At 52.1% G+C, this 16,299-nt stretch carries 15 protein-coding genes, 1 pseudogene and 2 riboswitches; of the genes and pseudogenes, 4 read left to right on the forward strand and 12 right to left on the reverse strand.

Annotated features, from left to right (window positions below):
* Positions 1-414 precede the first annotated feature (414 nt).
* The 7 genes from LA360_RS13615 to LA360_RS13650 form a co-directional block, all read right to left on the reverse strand.
* Positions 415-1,443, reverse strand: coding sequence for a PTS sugar transporter subunit IIC (locus LA360_RS13615; protein ID WP_002588097.1), 1,029 nt, complete (start codon positions 1,441-1,443; stop codon positions 415-417).
* Positions 1,444-1,634: 191 nt separating this feature from the next.
* Positions 1,635-1,732: riboswitch (glycine riboswitch) on the reverse strand.
* 1 nt (position 1,733) lies between these two features.
* Positions 1,734-1,815, reverse strand: a riboswitch (glycine riboswitch).
* Between the two features lie 243 nt (positions 1,816-2,058).
* Positions 2,059-4,134, reverse strand: coding sequence for a heavy metal translocating P-type ATPase (locus LA360_RS13625; RefSeq protein WP_057572558.1), 2,076 nt, complete (start codon positions 4,132-4,134; stop codon positions 2,059-2,061).
* 96 nt (positions 4,135-4,230) lie between these two features.
* Positions 4,231-4,563: a DUF6110 family protein gene (locus tag LA360_RS13630; RefSeq protein WP_002588095.1), complete on the reverse strand. Its 333-nt coding sequence runs from the start codon at positions 4,561-4,563 to the stop codon at positions 4,231-4,233.
* A gap of 125 nt (positions 4,564-4,688) precedes the next feature.
* The gene (locus LA360_RS13635) at positions 4,689-4,964 is read right to left on the reverse strand and encodes a Fur family transcriptional regulator (protein ID WP_112482247.1); all 276 of its coding nucleotides are present in this window, start codon (positions 4,962-4,964) and stop codon (positions 4,689-4,691) included.
* Positions 4,965-5,104: 140 nt separating this feature from the next.
* A complete protein-coding gene (feoB, locus tag LA360_RS13640) occupies positions 5,105-7,279 on the reverse strand; it encodes a ferrous iron transport protein B (protein ID WP_057572557.1) in 2,175 nt (724 codons plus the stop codon).
* Between the two features lie 84 nt (positions 7,280-7,363).
* Positions 7,364-7,585, reverse strand: coding sequence for a FeoA family protein (locus LA360_RS13645; protein WP_002565570.1), 222 nt, complete (start codon positions 7,583-7,585; stop codon positions 7,364-7,366).
* 39 nt (positions 7,586-7,624) lie between these two features.
* Complete coding sequence (locus LA360_RS13650) at positions 7,625-7,834, reverse strand: FeoA family protein (RefSeq protein WP_002588092.1); 210 nt, start codon at positions 7,832-7,834, stop codon at positions 7,625-7,627.
* 265 nt (positions 7,835-8,099) lie between these two features.
* Here LA360_RS13650 and LA360_RS13655 point away from each other — a divergent pair, with 265 nt between their 5' ends.
* Positions 8,100-8,489 carry a metal-dependent transcriptional regulator gene (locus tag LA360_RS13655; RefSeq protein ID WP_022202806.1) on the forward strand — a complete coding sequence of 130 codons (390 nt, stop codon included), beginning with the start codon at positions 8,100-8,102 and terminating at the stop codon, positions 8,487-8,489.
* A gap of 91 nt (positions 8,490-8,580) precedes the next feature.
* Here the strand turns inward: LA360_RS13655 and LA360_RS13660 are convergent, their stop codons facing one another.
* The gene (locus tag LA360_RS13660; RefSeq protein ID WP_089775869.1) at positions 8,581-9,951 is read right to left on the reverse strand and encodes a helix-turn-helix domain-containing protein; all 1,371 of its coding nucleotides are present in this window, start codon (positions 9,949-9,951) and stop codon (positions 8,581-8,583) included.
* A gap of 197 nt (positions 9,952-10,148) precedes the next feature.
* On the opposite strand from LA360_RS13660, the gene LA360_RS13665 reads away from it, so the two are divergent.
* Complete coding sequence (locus LA360_RS13665) at positions 10,149-11,321, forward strand: M20 metallopeptidase family protein (RefSeq protein WP_112482064.1); 1,173 nt, start codon at positions 10,149-10,151, stop codon at positions 11,319-11,321.
* Complete coding sequence (locus LA360_RS13670) at positions 11,321-12,595, forward strand: MFS transporter (RefSeq protein ID WP_022202803.1); 1,275 nt, start codon at positions 11,321-11,323, stop codon at positions 12,593-12,595. The genes LA360_RS13665 and LA360_RS13670 overlap by 1 nt, the downstream gene beginning before the upstream one ends.
* A gap of 80 nt (positions 12,596-12,675) precedes the next feature.
* Here LA360_RS13670 and LA360_RS13675 read toward each other — a convergent pair whose 3' ends face one another.
* A complete protein-coding gene (locus tag LA360_RS13675; RefSeq protein WP_155521217.1) occupies positions 12,676-12,825 on the reverse strand; it encodes a hypothetical protein in 150 nt (49 codons plus the stop codon).
* A gap of 124 nt (positions 12,826-12,949) precedes the next feature.
* Here LA360_RS13675 and LA360_RS13680 point away from each other — a divergent pair.
* A pseudogene (locus LA360_RS13680) lies at positions 12,950-13,860 on the forward strand (choloylglycine hydrolase family protein); the annotation flags it as partial.
* Here the strand turns inward: LA360_RS13680 and LA360_RS13685 are convergent.
* From LA360_RS13685 to otnK, 3 genes are read right to left on the reverse strand one after another with little or no spacing between them, the layout of a single operon-like run.
* Positions 13,834-14,226 (reverse strand): response regulator, encoded by a 393-nt coding sequence (locus tag LA360_RS13685; RefSeq protein WP_022202800.1) that lies wholly within the window; start codon positions 14,224-14,226, stop codon positions 13,834-13,836. The pseudogene LA360_RS13680 and the gene LA360_RS13685 sit on opposite strands and share 27 nt — an antisense overlap.
* A 50-nt stretch (positions 14,227-14,276) precedes the next feature.
* The gene (locus LA360_RS13690; RefSeq protein WP_022202799.1) at positions 14,277-14,870 is read right to left on the reverse strand and encodes a class II aldolase/adducin family protein; all 594 of its coding nucleotides are present in this window, start codon (positions 14,868-14,870) and stop codon (positions 14,277-14,279) included.
* Positions 14,867-16,138, reverse strand: coding sequence for a 3-oxo-tetronate kinase (gene otnK / locus LA360_RS13695; RefSeq protein ID WP_022202798.1), 1,272 nt, complete (start codon positions 16,136-16,138; stop codon positions 14,867-14,869). The genes LA360_RS13690 and otnK overlap by 4 nt, the downstream gene beginning before the upstream one ends.
* Positions 16,139-16,299: the final 161 nt, after the last annotated feature.

The raw sequence follows: 16,299 nt of genomic DNA on the forward strand, positions 1-16,299 counted from the left end.
GCTGACTTCTGTACGCTCAGCATTACCTCTCGGCAATGGTTACTCCTTTCAGAGCATTCCGTACAGACCTCCCTGGGTACCACACGTTTCTTTCCCTCCATCTATCTGCCGCATTTACTGTACACGATTCCGTGTAGCTATCGGGCTTCATCTTGTGTTGCAGACTTACCCTCATGTACAGCCTTCTATACGGTTTCTGTCCGTCAGACCAGAGGTTTGCCCATGGGTTCGTTCCCCACATCCGGCTTCCTTCAGATTTGCAGTCACCTGCAACACCCTTGCCTTCGGCTATATCCTTCCCGCTACCAGGTGGATTCAGGACTTTCACCCGTTAGAAACGTGCGCCGCCAGGCGCACAACCAAACAAAAACAGCCAGACAAGCTTTCTCATCTGGCTGTTCCCACGCTATGTTTCTACTCTTCAAACGAATTAATGACTGATAATTCCGGCTTCATATCATACTTTTTCTTAAAGACAATGGCTCCCACGATTCCAGCCAAGGTACCGCTGATGGCAGCCAGCAGCAGCGCCATAAGTACCTTTAATGGCGGATTGAAGGCAAAGGGCGCCAGCAGTCCGGGTATGGGAGAAGCGGTTCCCGGGGCGTTGTTGATTATGCCCAGGAATGCGGCGGCCACTCCCGAAAAGCCTCCTCCGAAAAAGTTGGAACAATAAATCGGTATGGGGTGCTTTGTTATGATATGGGCCTGTGTCAGCGGCTCCATCATAACAGCTGCCACGTTGCTGTTATCCCCGAAGTGGAGCATTTTAAAGATGGCGCCGTTGGTAAAGGAGCCTCCGAAGCATGCAATGGCCGCAATGCCCATGGGCAGTCCCGTAAGCCCCAGCATGGCGGTAAGGGCCATGGAGCTGAGGGGCGACGTACAAATCATCTTGATGACCCCTCCCAGCAGAAGTCCCATAAGAATAGGCGACTGCTCTGTAGCTGCCGTAATCATGCCGCCGATGTGTGCCAGAGCCGCATTCACAGCCGGATCCACCAGGAATGCGATGAATCTGGCAATCGGCGCAATCAGGAGAGCCCCCAGCACGGAATCCAGGCCCGGCGGAAGATGCTTCTCAATAAACGGTGCGATGAAACCAATTGCATATCCCGCGATAAATCCCGGAAGGATGCCGTATCCTCCCAGGGCAACGCCTGCAACTACCGCGAACACAGGATTCACTCCCATGCCTATCGGTACCATGATTGCCGCTGCCACGCCGCCCATGTTGCCCGATATGGTGCCTGTTTCCCCAAGGAATGCCAAGTGAAGCAAATCTCCGGATATGTACCTGTGAACAGCCTCCACAAGGAAAGTTGCAACTGCCGCATTGGCCATTCCCGACATGGCCGCTGATCCTTTGGGCGCCTTCATACTGAAAAGTGAAAAGGCTGCCAGCGTCAATAATAGTAATCCTAACCCCGTAATAATTGTCATAAATCTACGTTCCTCCTGTTTTTTGCTCTCCGTAGTTATGCCCTGGCCGCTTTCCACCACAGACCGCCGTTACCGCCGTGATAGCTCTTAAGCTAAGGTATATCCTTGGTAGAGTTTTCGCAATGCAGGTAACGAAGAAGTCCCCAAAATTGCAAAAAACAGAGACAGACATAAACGTAGCGTAGATGTCTGCCTCTGTCCTTTTACCTGAAAGTTTCCCTGACGCGGCTGCTGCTATGCCGCCGGTTGCTTCATCGGTATTCACATTTTAGTGACCTTCTCCAGAGTCCCGTCCGAATTCGATTCTTTTGCCTGAGAGTTTGCGCATCCCCTTCGGCGTTACCCAACGGTAATCTCTCCCGAATTCATCAACCGGTCTGTCATTAACTTTGTTTATATTTTAACATCAAACATAGAAAAAAGCAATAGAACTATGTTCAGTTTGTTTACTTTTCACAAAAAATATGTTCATTTTTTATGCATTAATTACAATTCTCTTCATAAAAAAATGACAGAAAACAAACATATGTCCATCTATTCTCTGCCATTCTCATGATAATTGTAAAATACAGGAGGGGGTGTATTTTAAATTTTCCCTTTCCGCGCCTCCAGAAATCAATCCAGAAGATTGGTCATACTCTTTAAGCTGATAGCCAGAGTAGAGATATTGTGGAGCATAGCTGATGTGGCCGGGGTTATGACGCCTCCCACTCCCAGGAGTATAAGACCCAGGTTGAATCCGATGACAAACCGGTAGTTCCGGTCAATCCGGTCCATGAGTCCCCGGCTGATGGCCCTCAGTGTCACCAGCTGGAACAGATTGTCCTCAGAGATGGTGATATCCGCTATCTCCCTGGCAATCTCAGCCCCTTCGCTGATGGCAATTCCCGCGTCAGCGGCCGACAGTGCCGGCGAATCATTGATTCCGTCGCCAATCATAATGACCCTGCGGCCCTTCTTCTTTTCTTCGTCCACAAACCGGGCCTTGTCTTCGGGAAGGACCTCTGAATAATACTCATCCACTCCCACACGTCCGGCAATGGCGGCTGCCGTGCGCTCACTGTCCCCCGTCATCATGACAATCTTGGTGATTCCCTGTCTGTGAAGGGCGGTGACAACCCCATCCGCCTCATCCCTCAACGGGTCCTCAATGCAGATCACGGCTGCCAGGCTTCCGCCGATAGCCAGATAGAGGTGGGAATATTCCACAGGAAGCCTGTCAAACACCTCCTTCTTATCCTCCGGTATCCTGCATCCCTCATCTTCAAATACAAAGTGATAGCTTCCAATCACCACCCTCTCATGGTCTACATAGGTTGCTATGCCGTGGGCCACGATGTAGTCCACCCTGGAATGCATCTCCTTGTGGACCAGCCCGCGTTTCACTGCCTCGTGTACCACCGCGTTGGCCATGGAGTGGGGGAAATGTTCCTCCAGGCAGGCCGCAATCCGCAGCAGCTCATCCTTTTTCATACCATTGAACACCACCACATCCGCCACCTGCGGCCTGGCCTTTGTCAGGGTTCCTGTCTTGTCAAAGACAATGGTGCGGGCAGCAGCCACTGCCTCCATGTACTTGCCGCCCTTTACCGTAATATGGTAGCTGCCGGCCTCCCGCATGGCAGAGAGCACGGACAGGGGCATGGCCAGCTTCAATGCGCAGGAGAAATCCACCATCAGAATGGACAGGGCTTTTGTCACATTGCGGGTCAGCAGCCACGTGAGGACGGTTCCGCCCAGACTCCAGGGAACCAACGCGTCCGCCAGAGTGGCTGCCCTGTCTTCTGCCGTGGACTTAAGCTGCTCCGACTCCTCAATCATGGTCACAATCCGTTCAAACCGGGTGTCGCCTGCCGCCTTCCTGACCCGAAGGGTAATCTCTCCCTCTTCAACGGCTGTTCCCGCGTACACGTAGGAGCCTTCCCCCTTCCTGACCGGCGCTGACTCTCCTGTCATGGAAGCCTGGTTCACCATGGCGTCCCCGGAAGTGACCACGCCGTCCAGAGGAATCACATTTCCCATATGGACCGTTACCAGGTCTCCCTCCCGGATCTTTGAAACAGGGACCAGGACCTCTGTTCCGTCCACCTTCTGCCATACCCTGGAAATATTTAAGGACATGCTTCTGGCAAGGTCGCTCACTGACTTTTTGTGGGTCCATTCTTCCAGAAGCTCCCCTATTCCCAGGAGGAACATAACAGAACCAGCCGTGTCAAAATCCCTTCTCAGAACAGACACGGCAATGGCCGTGGCGTCCAGCGCCTCCACCTCCAGCTTCCCCCTGAGCAGACAGCGGATTCCCTTCAGCAGATACCGGATGGAGCGGACTGCCGTATAGACGGCCCGGACAGGCGGCGGCAGGAAGGACTTGGTAAACGCCCGCGCCATCACCTTCTGAACCAGCCTCTCCTTGTATTCACGGTTCAGGGCTCTGCCGCTGTTCTTCGGCACCAGCTCCCGTATCCGCTCATTATCATAAGAAAACCCCTGTATTCCCTCCAGGATTTCCCCGCGGCTGCCCTCATACACCACCGCGGCATCCGCTGTCCTCTCGTATACCCTGACATCCTTTACCCCGGGAAGGGTACAGAGATAATAATGCAGCAAATCAGCCTGCCGTATGCTCATTTCCTTCTGATAAAAATGAACCCTGACCCTTCCCCTTATCTCATGTCTAATTACAAACTTCATTGTTTCAGGCTCCTTTTCCCAACTGACTCAGACACATTTTAACAGTAAATGAAAAAATTACCGCCCGGAGATATCCTTCCCCAGGCGGATTGTACATTACGCTGTAACCGTATCAGCAGAAGCTGTCTCATCTTCCTTCAAATCTTCCGAGGTCTGCTCCGGGGCTTCCTCCCCGCTTTCATCCTCAAATACGTCCTCCCGGCAGCGCTGCGCGTTGATTTCCCTGGCCTCTGCCAGGATGTCCTCAGCGTTCTCCTGAATATTGGTGGCGGTGGTCATCACACAGTCCTTAGCCCTTAATCCGGCTGCCAGACAATTGATATAAAACCTCTTGGCATCATCACTTCCCAGAATCTTCACGCCTGCTGTTCCGAACAGAACGCCGCCTAAGAAAAGACCTATTTTCTTACATTTAAAACAATCAATCATTCTCTTTGTCCTCCTACTTATGCTTATAGCCTGTGTAAACCGTCATCGCCAGACAGAATACCATGGCCCAAGCCCAGAATCTGTGATTTTTCATCTTACGTTACATCCTTTACGTAAACATTTGCTTAATTAGTCTCCCGGGACCGGGTATCTTCTTCCTTATCAGACACAAAAGAATATTGATAAGAACGAGTCAGGACACCGATCTCCTCCAGCGTGCTTACAGTCCTGTACACGGTGGCCATCCCCAGCTTCGTGTCCCGTTTCCGCGCTTCATAGAAAATCTCCTTGCAGTTTGTCCAGTTTCCCTCCAGAATAACATCCAGGAGCATCCTGCGCTGCTGCGTAATCCGCATTCCCCTCTTCTGAAACTCGTCTATCACCTGTTCCTTCTGCCACATGTCGGTTCCCTCCTCACCTGCAATCGGCCAAATCGGAATGTGTCCGGAAGATACCTGCACAAGCATTTCCGGACACATCTGTCCCCCAGGCCTGCCGCAGCCGGACTGTCCAGTGACCATTTCCGCCTGCATCAGGGCTGTTATGATGCTGTCTTTGTCTTTACATTCACATTAAGGGAATTGCTCTCTTTGTACGGTCTTACCAGCAAATAGATGAATCCGGCCACGGCTGCAATTGCCACGACGGTTCCGATTCCAAAGGTTCCTGTTGTAAACCAGCTGCCAAACTGGTATATGCACAGCGCCACCACATATGCGAGTACAGTCTGATAACCGATTGCAAACCAGGTCCACCTTGCATTGTTCATCTCACGCTTAATAGCGCCCATGGCCGCAAAGCAGGGTGCGCACAGCAGGTTGAACACCAGGAAGGAATACGCGCTGACAGCTGTAAAGCTTTGGGCCAGTGTTCCCCAGATTTCAGCTCCGTCCTCAGCCACTTCCGCAAAGCCGTAGAGAATACCGAAGGTACCGACTACATTTTCCTTTGCAACCAGACCTGTGATGGCCGCCACAGCAGCCTGCCAGTTCCCCCATCCAAGAGGAGCGAATATCCAGGCAATGGCCTGGCCGATTAACGCCAGAATTCCGTCCGACAAATCCTCCACCATTCCAAAGTGTCCGTCCACAAAGCCAAAGCCGGATGTAAACCAAACAAAAATGGTGGACAGCAGAATTACGGTTCCCGCCTTTTTAATAAAGGACCAGCCTCTCTCCCACATGCTGCGCAGAACATTCGACACGGTTGGAAGGTGGTAAGCAGGAAGCTCCATTACGAACGGCGCCGGGTCACCTGCAAACATTTTTGTCTTCTTTAAGATGATGCCGGAGCAGATGATGGCCGCGATTCCTACGAAATAGGCACTGGGCGCTACCCAGGAAGCGCCTCCGAACAATGCTCCCGCAAACAGCGCAATAATGGGCAGCTTTGCTCCGCAGGGAATGAAGGTGGTGGTCATGACGGTCATTTTGCGGTCCCTGTCATTCTCAATGGTACGGGAAGCCATGATGCCCGGAACGCCGCAGCCGGTTCCAATCAGCATGGGGATAAAGGACTTTCCTGACAATCCGAACTTGCGGAAAATTCTGTCCATGATAAATGCCACCCTGGCCATGTAACCGCAGGACTCAAGGAATGCAAGGAAAATAAACAGCACCAGCATCTGGGGCACGAAGCCAAGCACAGCGCCCACACCTGCCACAATACCGTCTAATATCAGGCTGGAAAGCCAGTCGGCACAGCCGACAGCCGTGAGGAATCCCTCCACAATAACAGGTACGCCCGGCACTTCCAGTCCCAACAGGCTCCATCCCTCCCCAAACACGCCGTCGTTCGCCCAGTCAGTGGCCCAGGTACCCACGGTGGTAACTGAAACATAGTAGACAACCCACATTACTGCCGCAAAAATCGGGAGCGCCAGGAAACGGTTGGTGACGATATGGTCAATCTTGTCGGAGACGCTCATCTTCTCCCTGCTCTTCTTTGTATAACACCTGCCAATAATGGATGTGATATATGTGTAGCGCTCATTGGTGATGATGCTCTCAGCGTCATCGTCCGCGGCATCCTCCATGCGCGCTATGATGCTTCCCACATCCGGAACCATGGTCATCTGCGCCGCTATCTTGTCATCCCGTTCAAACAGCTTGATGGCATAGAAGCGCTTCTGCGCCTCAGGCACATTGCCGCCGACGCACCGCTCGATTTCCTCCAGGGCTGCCTCCACATCGGCGGAGAACTTGTGTACAGCCGCAGTCGCCCTGCTGTCCCTTGCAAGCTCCACCGCCTTGTTGGCGGCCTCCATGATACCGGTACCCTTTAATGCGGAAATCTCCACCACAGGACAGCCCAGCTCCCTGCTCAGGGCCTGAATGTTAATCTGGTCCCCGCTCTTTTTAACCACATCCATCATGTTGACAGCCATCAGCACGGGAATTCCCAGCTCCATCAGCTGGGTGGTCAGGTACAGGTTCCGCTCCAGGTTGGTTCCGTCCACAATGTTTAGGATGGCATCCGGGCGCTCGGTAATCAGGTAGTTCCTGGCAACCACCTCTTCCAGCGTGTAAGGCGACAGTGAATAAATACCGGGAAGGTCCATGATAATGACATCCTTATTCCCCTTAAGCTTGCCCTCCTTCTTTTCCACCGTGACACCGGGCCAGTTTCCTACAAACTGATTGGACCCGGTAAGACCGTTGAACAGCGTGGTCTTTCCGCAGTTGGGATTACCGGCCAAAGCAATTTTGATTGACATTTTCATATCCTCCTCATTCTCTTATTGAGAAAATTTATCAATAAATTAGTTATGACTAACTCAATCTTTTAAAAAAAGCAGTTCCTACTGCACTTCAATCATCTCGGCATCCGCTTTCCTTAAGGACAGCTCATAGCCCCTTACATTCACTTCCACAGGATCCCCCAGAGGCGCCACCTTGCGGACATATACTTCCGTCCCTTTTGTAATACCCATATCCATGATACGGCGTTTTACAGCCCCTTCTCCGTGAAGTTTAACAACCGTTACCGTGCTTTTGCATTTTACTTCCTTCAATGTGCGCATCTTATTAATGCTCCTTTCCTTCTCATACCCGCGGCCATTTTACACCATAATCTTATTGGCCATCTCTTTGCTTATGGCAACCCTTGATTCCTTTACATTGACAATCACATTGCCATTGTTAGCAGAAACAACAGTCACACTCGCTCCCGGTACGAATCCCATGTTCTCCAGATGACGTCTTACCTCTTCCTTGCCGCCCACCCGGACTATGGATGCCTCAGTACCTTCTTTTACCAATGTCAACGGCATACCCATCACTCCTCTTTCTGAACCTGATGTGATTCTGTTCCCTATATCCATATTGCAGCTGGAAAGTTATGGCATCCTAACTGCAAATTTAGGTTAGCACCAGTTAACTGAAATGTCAATAATTTTTTTCAATTTAATTGCGGTTTTTTTTGCGATTTCAGCCCCGCTGCCAATTTGCGTTTCCTCTCAGGATATGATAAAATAGAAAACAGCTGCCGCAGACTTAGAACAAACTAATGTTTATCAGTGGGAGGATTTGATTAAATTGAAAATACAGGAATCAGCTGAAAATTATCTGGAAACAATCTTGATTTTAAGCCACCGAAACCCCTATGTCCGCTCCATCGACATCGCCAACGAGCTGTCATTTTCCAAGCCCAGCGTCAGCGTGGCCATGAAGAATCTGCGCGAAAACGGTTATATCCTCATGGATGACCAGGGCCATATCACCCTCAGCAGCATTGGAAAAGAAATCGCCGAGACCATGTATGAACGCCACACCATGCTTTCCCAGTGGCTCATGTACCTTGGCGTGGACGAGCAGACAGCCGTGGAGGATGCGTGCCGCATTGAACATGTGGTCAGCGCCGAAAGCTTCCGGGCCATCAAGGACCATATCACCAATGGGCATGAGCTTCCGGGAGACAACGCATAAGACACGCCGTCAGGAACATTCACAAAAACACAGCGCTTACCGACCATATCGTGCGGAGGCGCCGTGTCTTTTTTATGCTTTCTCACTGTCTCTACCGCTGTTCTTTCTGATATTCTCTCCGGGGTCCCTGATTTTCTTCCGGGTTTCCCGGCCCGTCCGTCCTTATATACACACTCTCCGGCCGTCCCTTGGTGGTGGTCCTGGTCTTATACGCAATCTTTAGATACCCCTCCTGCTCCAGTACCGCCAGAAAACGGTTGGCGCTCCGTTTGGTGATTCCCAGTCTGAGCGCCAGGGTTCTGGCTGTAATTTCCTGCTTTTCGGAGGCGCTGATGGCAGTGAATATTTTCTTTACTGTCAGGGGCGAAAGCCTGGACTGTACGTCCAGCACCTCGCTGTTGTCCACATTCATGAGCAGCTGGCCGCAGTCCCCCATGGGACCGATGATCTGCTCCCTCTCATTGATCAGGTATGCCAGAGACTGCTTAAGTTCAGCCTCGTGGCAGGCGTCAAGAGCATTTAACCTGGCCTGGGAAAGGCTGTTTCCAAGACCGCAGCCGATACTGAAACGGGCGGACAGCTTTTTCTCCCTCAGAAACGGACTCAGACGGTCCTCCTTAAAATCTCCGGTCCAGCCCGACACATGTTTCTTGGTGGACACGATTTCCAGCCCGTAATGGCGCCGGTGGACCGAACAGTCAATCATGGATGCCCCTATAAATTCAATCACCAGATTTTCAAGCCTCATATAATCATAATCCAGCCCCTGGAACATCTCGCCGCCGGAACCGTTTTCCGACAGCTTCACAATGATGACTCCCGGTATCTGCTCCTCAAGCTTCCTGCGCTCAATCTCGTCGAGAAGCTTGTCACACATCTCCCCCACATACTGCTTGCTGGGGAAAGGGAAGTAGACCTTAACGCCGGCCTTCTGCAGTGCCGGCACAATGCTGGAAAACCGCGTGACGGATAAATCAATCTTTCCTTCCTCCCACAGCTTCACATGTTTCCTGTACTCCTCCTGCTCAATCCCAAGCATCCGATCCATGTCAAACTCATCCTCTGAAAGCTCCCGGATATCAGGCATGGGGCTGCGCCCCTCCACAAAATCCTTAAGGCCCACACCGAAGATCTCCACAATATCAGCGTAAACTCTAGTAAAATCCAGGTTCCTGTTCTCATTTAACAGCTGCAGGAATAAACGGTACAGGGCAGCCTCATCCGTGTTAAAAAAACAGATAGGGCGTTTCTCTTCTTTATAATAAAGATGTATCATATGCGCAGGAAAACTGCCGGAGGTTAGAATGCCGTCAAACTCCTCCGTAACATTTTTATGGATATGCTGTATATCCGAAAATGTCTTATACGTAAATATGCAATAATCAAAGTCCCGGTCCGCAAGCATAGACTGGAGAAACTCCTTTATATATTCTGTTGCGATGACTGCAATCTTCCTCTTCAATTTCATTCCTCCCCAAACCGCTCTGTCTCCTATCTTAACATAGCAGCGGGAAATCCGCATCCTCCAAATGAAATAATCTCTTGTTTTTTGTCAATCATACATAAAAATCTTTTTCCCATCTTGACATTCATTGTCTTTTTTGTCATAATAAAGACAAGTCTTTATATAGTCTTTTTATACTCAAGGAGGGCACTACGATGAACCAATTCTTACGACGAGCAACGGAACTTGAACCTCAGATGCAAAAGGACCGGCGCTACCTGCATCAGCACGCCGAAGCGGGAGAGCACCTGCCCGGCACAACCAAGTATGTCATGGAACGGCTTGCTTCCATTGAGCTATCCCCGCATGAAATCTGCGACTCGGGCGTCACTGCCCTGATTGAGGGCAGCCGCCCCGGCAAGACCATTCTCCTCAGGGCTGACATGGACGCGCTCCCCATGAAAGAATCCAACAGCCTTCCCTTTCAGACGGTCACGGACGCGGCCCACAACTGCGGCCATGACATACATACCGCCATGCTTCTTGCGGCTGCCCAGATTCTGTACGAGCGCAGGGATGAGCTCTGCGGCAGCGTCAAGCTGATGTTCCAGCCGGCGGAAGAGGTCTTTACGGGTTCCGAAAACATGATTAAGGCCGGGCTTCTTTCCAATCCCACAGTGGATGCCGCCATGGGCATGCATGTGATGTTAGATACCCCGGTTCCCTCCCTCAACTATGGCACAGGCTTCATGACGTCCTCCTGCGACGGTTTTAAAATCACGGTAAAAGGCGTGGGCTGTCATGGCGCCATGCCCCATATGGGTATTGACCCCATCAATGTGGGCTTCCATATTTACAGCGCCTTCCAGAATCTCATAGCCAGGGAATGCGACCCGGGCGAGAAGGCAAGCCTTACTCTAGGCGCGTTTAATGCAGGATCCACATCCAACATTATTCCTGACAGCGCCGTGCTCATGGGCACCCTGCGCACCTATAATAAGGATCTGCGCGCCAGGCTGGTAAAAAGGATGCATGAGATTACAGAATACATGGGAAAAGTCTTTGGAGTGGCGGTTGAATACGAATCCCTCTCCGATGTGCCCTCCACCTACTCTGACCCGGACCTTACCAGGGAGCTGGCAGGATATGCCGCCGAGGTGGCGCCTGATTTCATTAAACATACGGATTACTCCGTCACACCTTCTGATGACTTTGCCCGCGTGTCCGAAAAGGTCCCTACTGTCTACTTCATGATAGGATGCGGGGTGGATGGATGCACGGTCCAGCACCACAATCCGGGCGTATTATTTGATGAAACCGTCATGCCCTACGGGGCCGCAGTACACGCAGCCTGTGCATTTAACTGGCTGAACAGGAGGAACGCATAATGGAACGCAAAAAAATATATTATGGCTGGTTTGTTGTTTTTGGATGTCTCATGATTACATGTACCATGGTGCCCCCCATCATGGCGCTCAGCAATAAATTTCTGATTCAGGTCACGGGTGAGCTTCAGATTTCCAGAAGCGCCTTTACCCTGGCCAATACCATTCTCCAGGGTCTGGGTATCTTCCTGTCCCCCATTGTGTCGGCCAGACTTGCAAGAGGCAACATGAAACGGATTCAGACCGTCAGCATTATTGGCTTTGTCCTTTCCTACGCTTCCTTCTCCCTTGCCACCAACGTGATTCATCTATACATTTCCTCCTTTTTTACCGGTGTTTTCTTCTTAAACGCCTCCCTGATTCCGGTAAGCATGATGATTACCAACTGGTTTGTCAAAAAGAGAGGACTTGCCATGAGCATAGCCATGGCAGGAATCGGCGTGGGCGGCACCATCTTCAGTCCTGTCATTACATGGCTGCTGGGGGCCTATGGCTGGAGGAGCACCTACCGAATCATGGCTCTCATTATCCTGGTACTGGCCCTTCCCGCTGCCCTGTTCATCCTCAGGAAACGTCCGGAGGACATGGGACTCTTACCCTACGGCAGCGAGGATGCCGCCATACAGGATGCCGCCTCCAAACGTATTCCCAAAAAGGCAGACATTGTATTTCCGCTCAGCGTGAAAGAATCCAGGACAAAGCTGTTCTTCATCCTTTTCATCTTCGGCATGCTGTGCAACGGGCTGATTAATACCGGCTCCCTGGGCCACTTCCCTCCGGCTATCGAGGAACTTCAGGGCCCCCAGGTACAGGCTTTAATCATCTCCATGTATTCCATGATTGGTATTTTCGGCAAGCTGGTTCTGGGATGGCTCAATGACAGGTTCGGAGTTGTGGCCAGCACTGCCTTTGGATGCATCACCTTTGCCCTCTCCTTTATCTTCATCCTGTTTGGGCAGAATATCAGCATGCTCTACATCATGGCCTTCCTTTTCGGCCTGGGAGATGCCATCGGCACCGTGACCCCTCCTCTTATTACCTCCGCCATCTTTGGCGCTGAAAAATACGGCGAGGCATACGGAATCGCCAACAGCTTTACACAAATCGGCCTTTCCCTGGGAGCGCTCATGGTGGCAGCCGTATATGACACCAGCGGCTCCTACAATACGGCCTGGATTCTCCTTATTATCCTGACCCTGGGTGCCTTCGCGGGCTGGGTGGGCGCGTACGCGGTATCCAGAAAGTACTGTCAAAAATCAGTGGCGGACAATACGTAAAATGCACAGGCCGCCCAATAAACCCGGAAGGCAATGGCTTCGGTGCGCGGACTGTCTCGGCGGATGGGTTGCCCTGTCTCTCAAATCCAGAATATCCAGAAGGGCAGCTGCCCATTGGCATGCATGTCCTCAACCGGGCCGTAACTGAACGCGTAATGGGTCACTGCCTTGGAAATAGCGTCAATATTTTCCCTTTTCGCACAGGCGGTGATTCCGTGTTCCGATTTCATTTTATTATAACCAGCCCCGGTAAAAAGACAAGTTAAAAGGCGGGACATTTATCGCATCCCGCCTTACGGCGCTGTTGTATCAGCACAAAGAACCTATAAAAGAGAATGTTCCTCCTCCAAAGGGAATAATATCATGAACACCCACCAGGTCCGCAACCGTTACCGTTTCATGGGAATCGGGCAGGACATATCCCCTGTGGTCTTTGCAGACGGGGTCAATGAGATGGGGTCAATGAGATGGGGTTCGGGGCGGCTGTCCTCTACTTCCCCGGCTATGCCCGGTATGATTCCCCGGACCCTGAGGATCCGTCCAGACCTGCCGTCGCAGCCCTGGAGCTCACCGGATTTCTCTTAGGCTTAAGCGCATCCGTGGAGGAAGCCGCATTCATTCTCCGCACCATCCGAATCGTTGGCGCCCAAGACTCCATAACCGGAACCATCGCCCCGCTCCACTGGCTTGCGGCGGACAGGACCGGCAAATCCATGGTCATTGAAAAGACAGCCGACGGCCTGCATCTCATGGATAACCCCATAGGCGTCCTCTCCAACAGTCCTGACTTCCAGTGGCACCTGACCAACCTGCGCAATTACATGAATCTCTCCTCCTCCCAGAATCAGTCACAGACCTGGGGCAGCCTGGAGCTGACCCCCTTAGGACAGGGCGCCGGCAGCTTTGGACTGCCCGGGGATTACACGCCTCCTTCCAGGTTTGTCAGGACTGCTTTTCTAAAGACCCACACACCCATTCCGGCAGGCAGGGAGGAAGCAGTGCCGGCCTGTTTCCATATAATGGAAAGTGTAAGCATACCAAAGGGCCCGGTCATCACCGGCCGGAATACGCCGGATTATACCCAATACACGGCCTTCATTAACCTTTCCTCCAGGGAATACTTCTTCAGGACCTACGACAACAGCTGCATCACCTCCGCATCACTGCCCGGCAATCCGGATACGGAAAGCGGCATGAAATCGCTGGCGGTCCTCAATCAGCCTGCTGCCTTCTGCCGGTTACCCGAGTCTCTGGGCACGTTCTAACACCTGGCAGAGATATTCCGCATCCACCGGCTTGGTCACAAAGCCGTCCATCCCGGCCTCTGCTGCCGCATCCGCATCTTCCTGAAAGGAATTAGCCGTCATAGCTATGACAGGGATGGAAGAGGCATCCTGTCTCTGCATCCCCCGGATGGCCCGGCAGGCCTCCAGGCCGTTCATCTCATGCATCTGGATATCCATGAGAATAGCCTGATAGGTCCCGGGGCTGTTCCGGACAAACAATTCCACAGCCCGTTTTCCATATTCCGCCCTGTGCACACTGGCTCTCTTTGTCTTCAGAAGCTCAATGGCTATCTCCGCATTCAGGTCATTATCCTCGGCCAGAAGGATGTTCAATTCCGGAATCATGTCAGCCGCGATTGTCTCAACATACTCATACTGCCAGCCCTTATATTTTGCTATCTCAGTCCGGCCTCCCTCAGCATCCAGGCAATCCTGGCGCTTTCCTCCAGCTCTTCCAGACAGTAAAAAGCGTCCATCAGATTTTTTCCCGGCACCACTGCCCCGTGCTGCTTCAGCAGATAGCCGTCGCTGTCCATCACACGCTGCCCAAAAGCGTCAAACAGTGCCTGGGAGCCTGGCTTTTCGTAGGGAATCACCCCCACCTTACCCAGCTTCATCTTCAGATACGGGGTATGGTCCGGGATTGCGTCTGTTTCGTCCTCAGCCGGCACAAAGCTCCACAGCACCCCATAGGTGCCATGAGTATGCAGGACCGCGCCTGTTCCCGGCTTTTTCTGGTATACCTTCAGATGCAGGGGCCATTCCTTGCTGGGCTTGCTGCTGCTCAGACATTCTCCGTTCATATCCATGACTGCAAATTCATCCTCTTTCAGGGTTCCAAAGCAGCTTCCGCTCTGGCTGATGTACATCCTTCCATCATGGAAAAAACTCATATTAGCCGATGAACCGGCTGTCTTGTTCCTCTCAAACAGACTCCTTCCAATCCAGACCGCGTCCTTTAATTTCTGAGCCAATTCCTTGTCCATCATTTTCCTTCCTCCATCCGCGTCATCTCCAACACTTTTATAAAAAACTCTTCCTGCCCGAAATTCCCGGACTTTAATACAAGGCGAAGCGTCTCATTCTCCATGGGCACCATGACCGGCACTCCGGGCGCCACGCTGGCGCCAATCTGGTAGGAAGAAAATCCCAGGCGTTTTGTCACCGCACCGGAGGTCTCTCCCCCTGCCACCACCACTCTCCTGATTCCATGGGCCACTGCCCGCTCCGCCAGCTTGGCGGCTGCCTGTTCCAGCATCTCTGCCACGCGCTCCTGCCCGTATTGCTGCACTTCCTTCACATTTCGGGCTGTATCAGAGCTGTACACCAGAACCGGAATTCCCCAGTTTTCTCTCACAAACTTCCACGCGTCCTCCAAAGTCTCCCTGCCCTCAAGCATGGCCACAGGGTCCATCTTATAGCTGAGTCCGCCGTGGGCCCGGAAATAGTCAATCTGCCCCAGGGTAGCCTTGGAACAGCTTCCCGCAAGCAGAATGGCGGATCCCTCTGCCTGAATATCAAGCTCCGGCAGCATCTCCTGCCGGCTGCTCAGCCGTTTTGCCAGCGGCTCCAGAATCCCGCTTCCGCCTGTCAGCAGGGCCAGATCCCCGAACAGCTCCACAATCCGTTCCCCATCCTCCATATCCCGGTAATCCGGTATCACATAGAAATGCTCCTGCCTGTCCTCCTGTTCCGTAAGCATGGCGCGGATTTCATCTGCCGGCCTGTCCATCTGCTCCTTCCAGAGCTCCACACATGGGTACTTGCTCTGGGGCTTCATCAGGCCGGCGATTCTGGAGTCCCACATGGGAGTCAGAGGATGGTTCTTCATGGGGCTCTCATGCAAAGGCACACCGCCAACATACAGTTCCCCGTTTCTTACCACACGCCCGTTGACAGGCAGGGCCGGGCACAGTACCGTATAGGACACCCCAAGGAATTCCATGGCGGCGTCCGCAACAGGACCAATATTTCCCTCTGGAGTAGAGTCAAAGGTGGAACAGTATTTCAGATAAAATTTCTCCACGCCCTGCTCCTTCAGCCAGCCAAGGGACCGCATGGTATCCGCCACTGCTTCCCCGGTATCCTGGGTCCTGGATTTAAGCGCTATCACAATGGCCTGTATTCCCTCCGCAATCCTGCTTTCTTTTGCCGGAATCCCGTTAAAGAGCTGGACCGACATGCCTCCCTTTACCAAAAATGAAGCCGCGTCGCTGGCACCTGTAAAATCATCGGCTACACATCCGAATATCGGCATAGTTTACCTCCTGTCATCATGAAAAGATATATTATACAATAATACCAGCAAATTTCATGCCAGCATAAATCACAACCTTCCTGCTTTGTTATTCATCCTTATATGTTGCAAAACCGTTGACCAAACTGTTGCATTATTGTAGAATCGAAACAGCAGCAACT

It is taken from the genome of Enterocloster clostridioformis, from assembly GCF_020297485.1.
Taxonomy (GTDB): Bacteria; Bacillota; Clostridia; order Lachnospirales; family Lachnospiraceae; genus Enterocloster; species Enterocloster clostridioformis.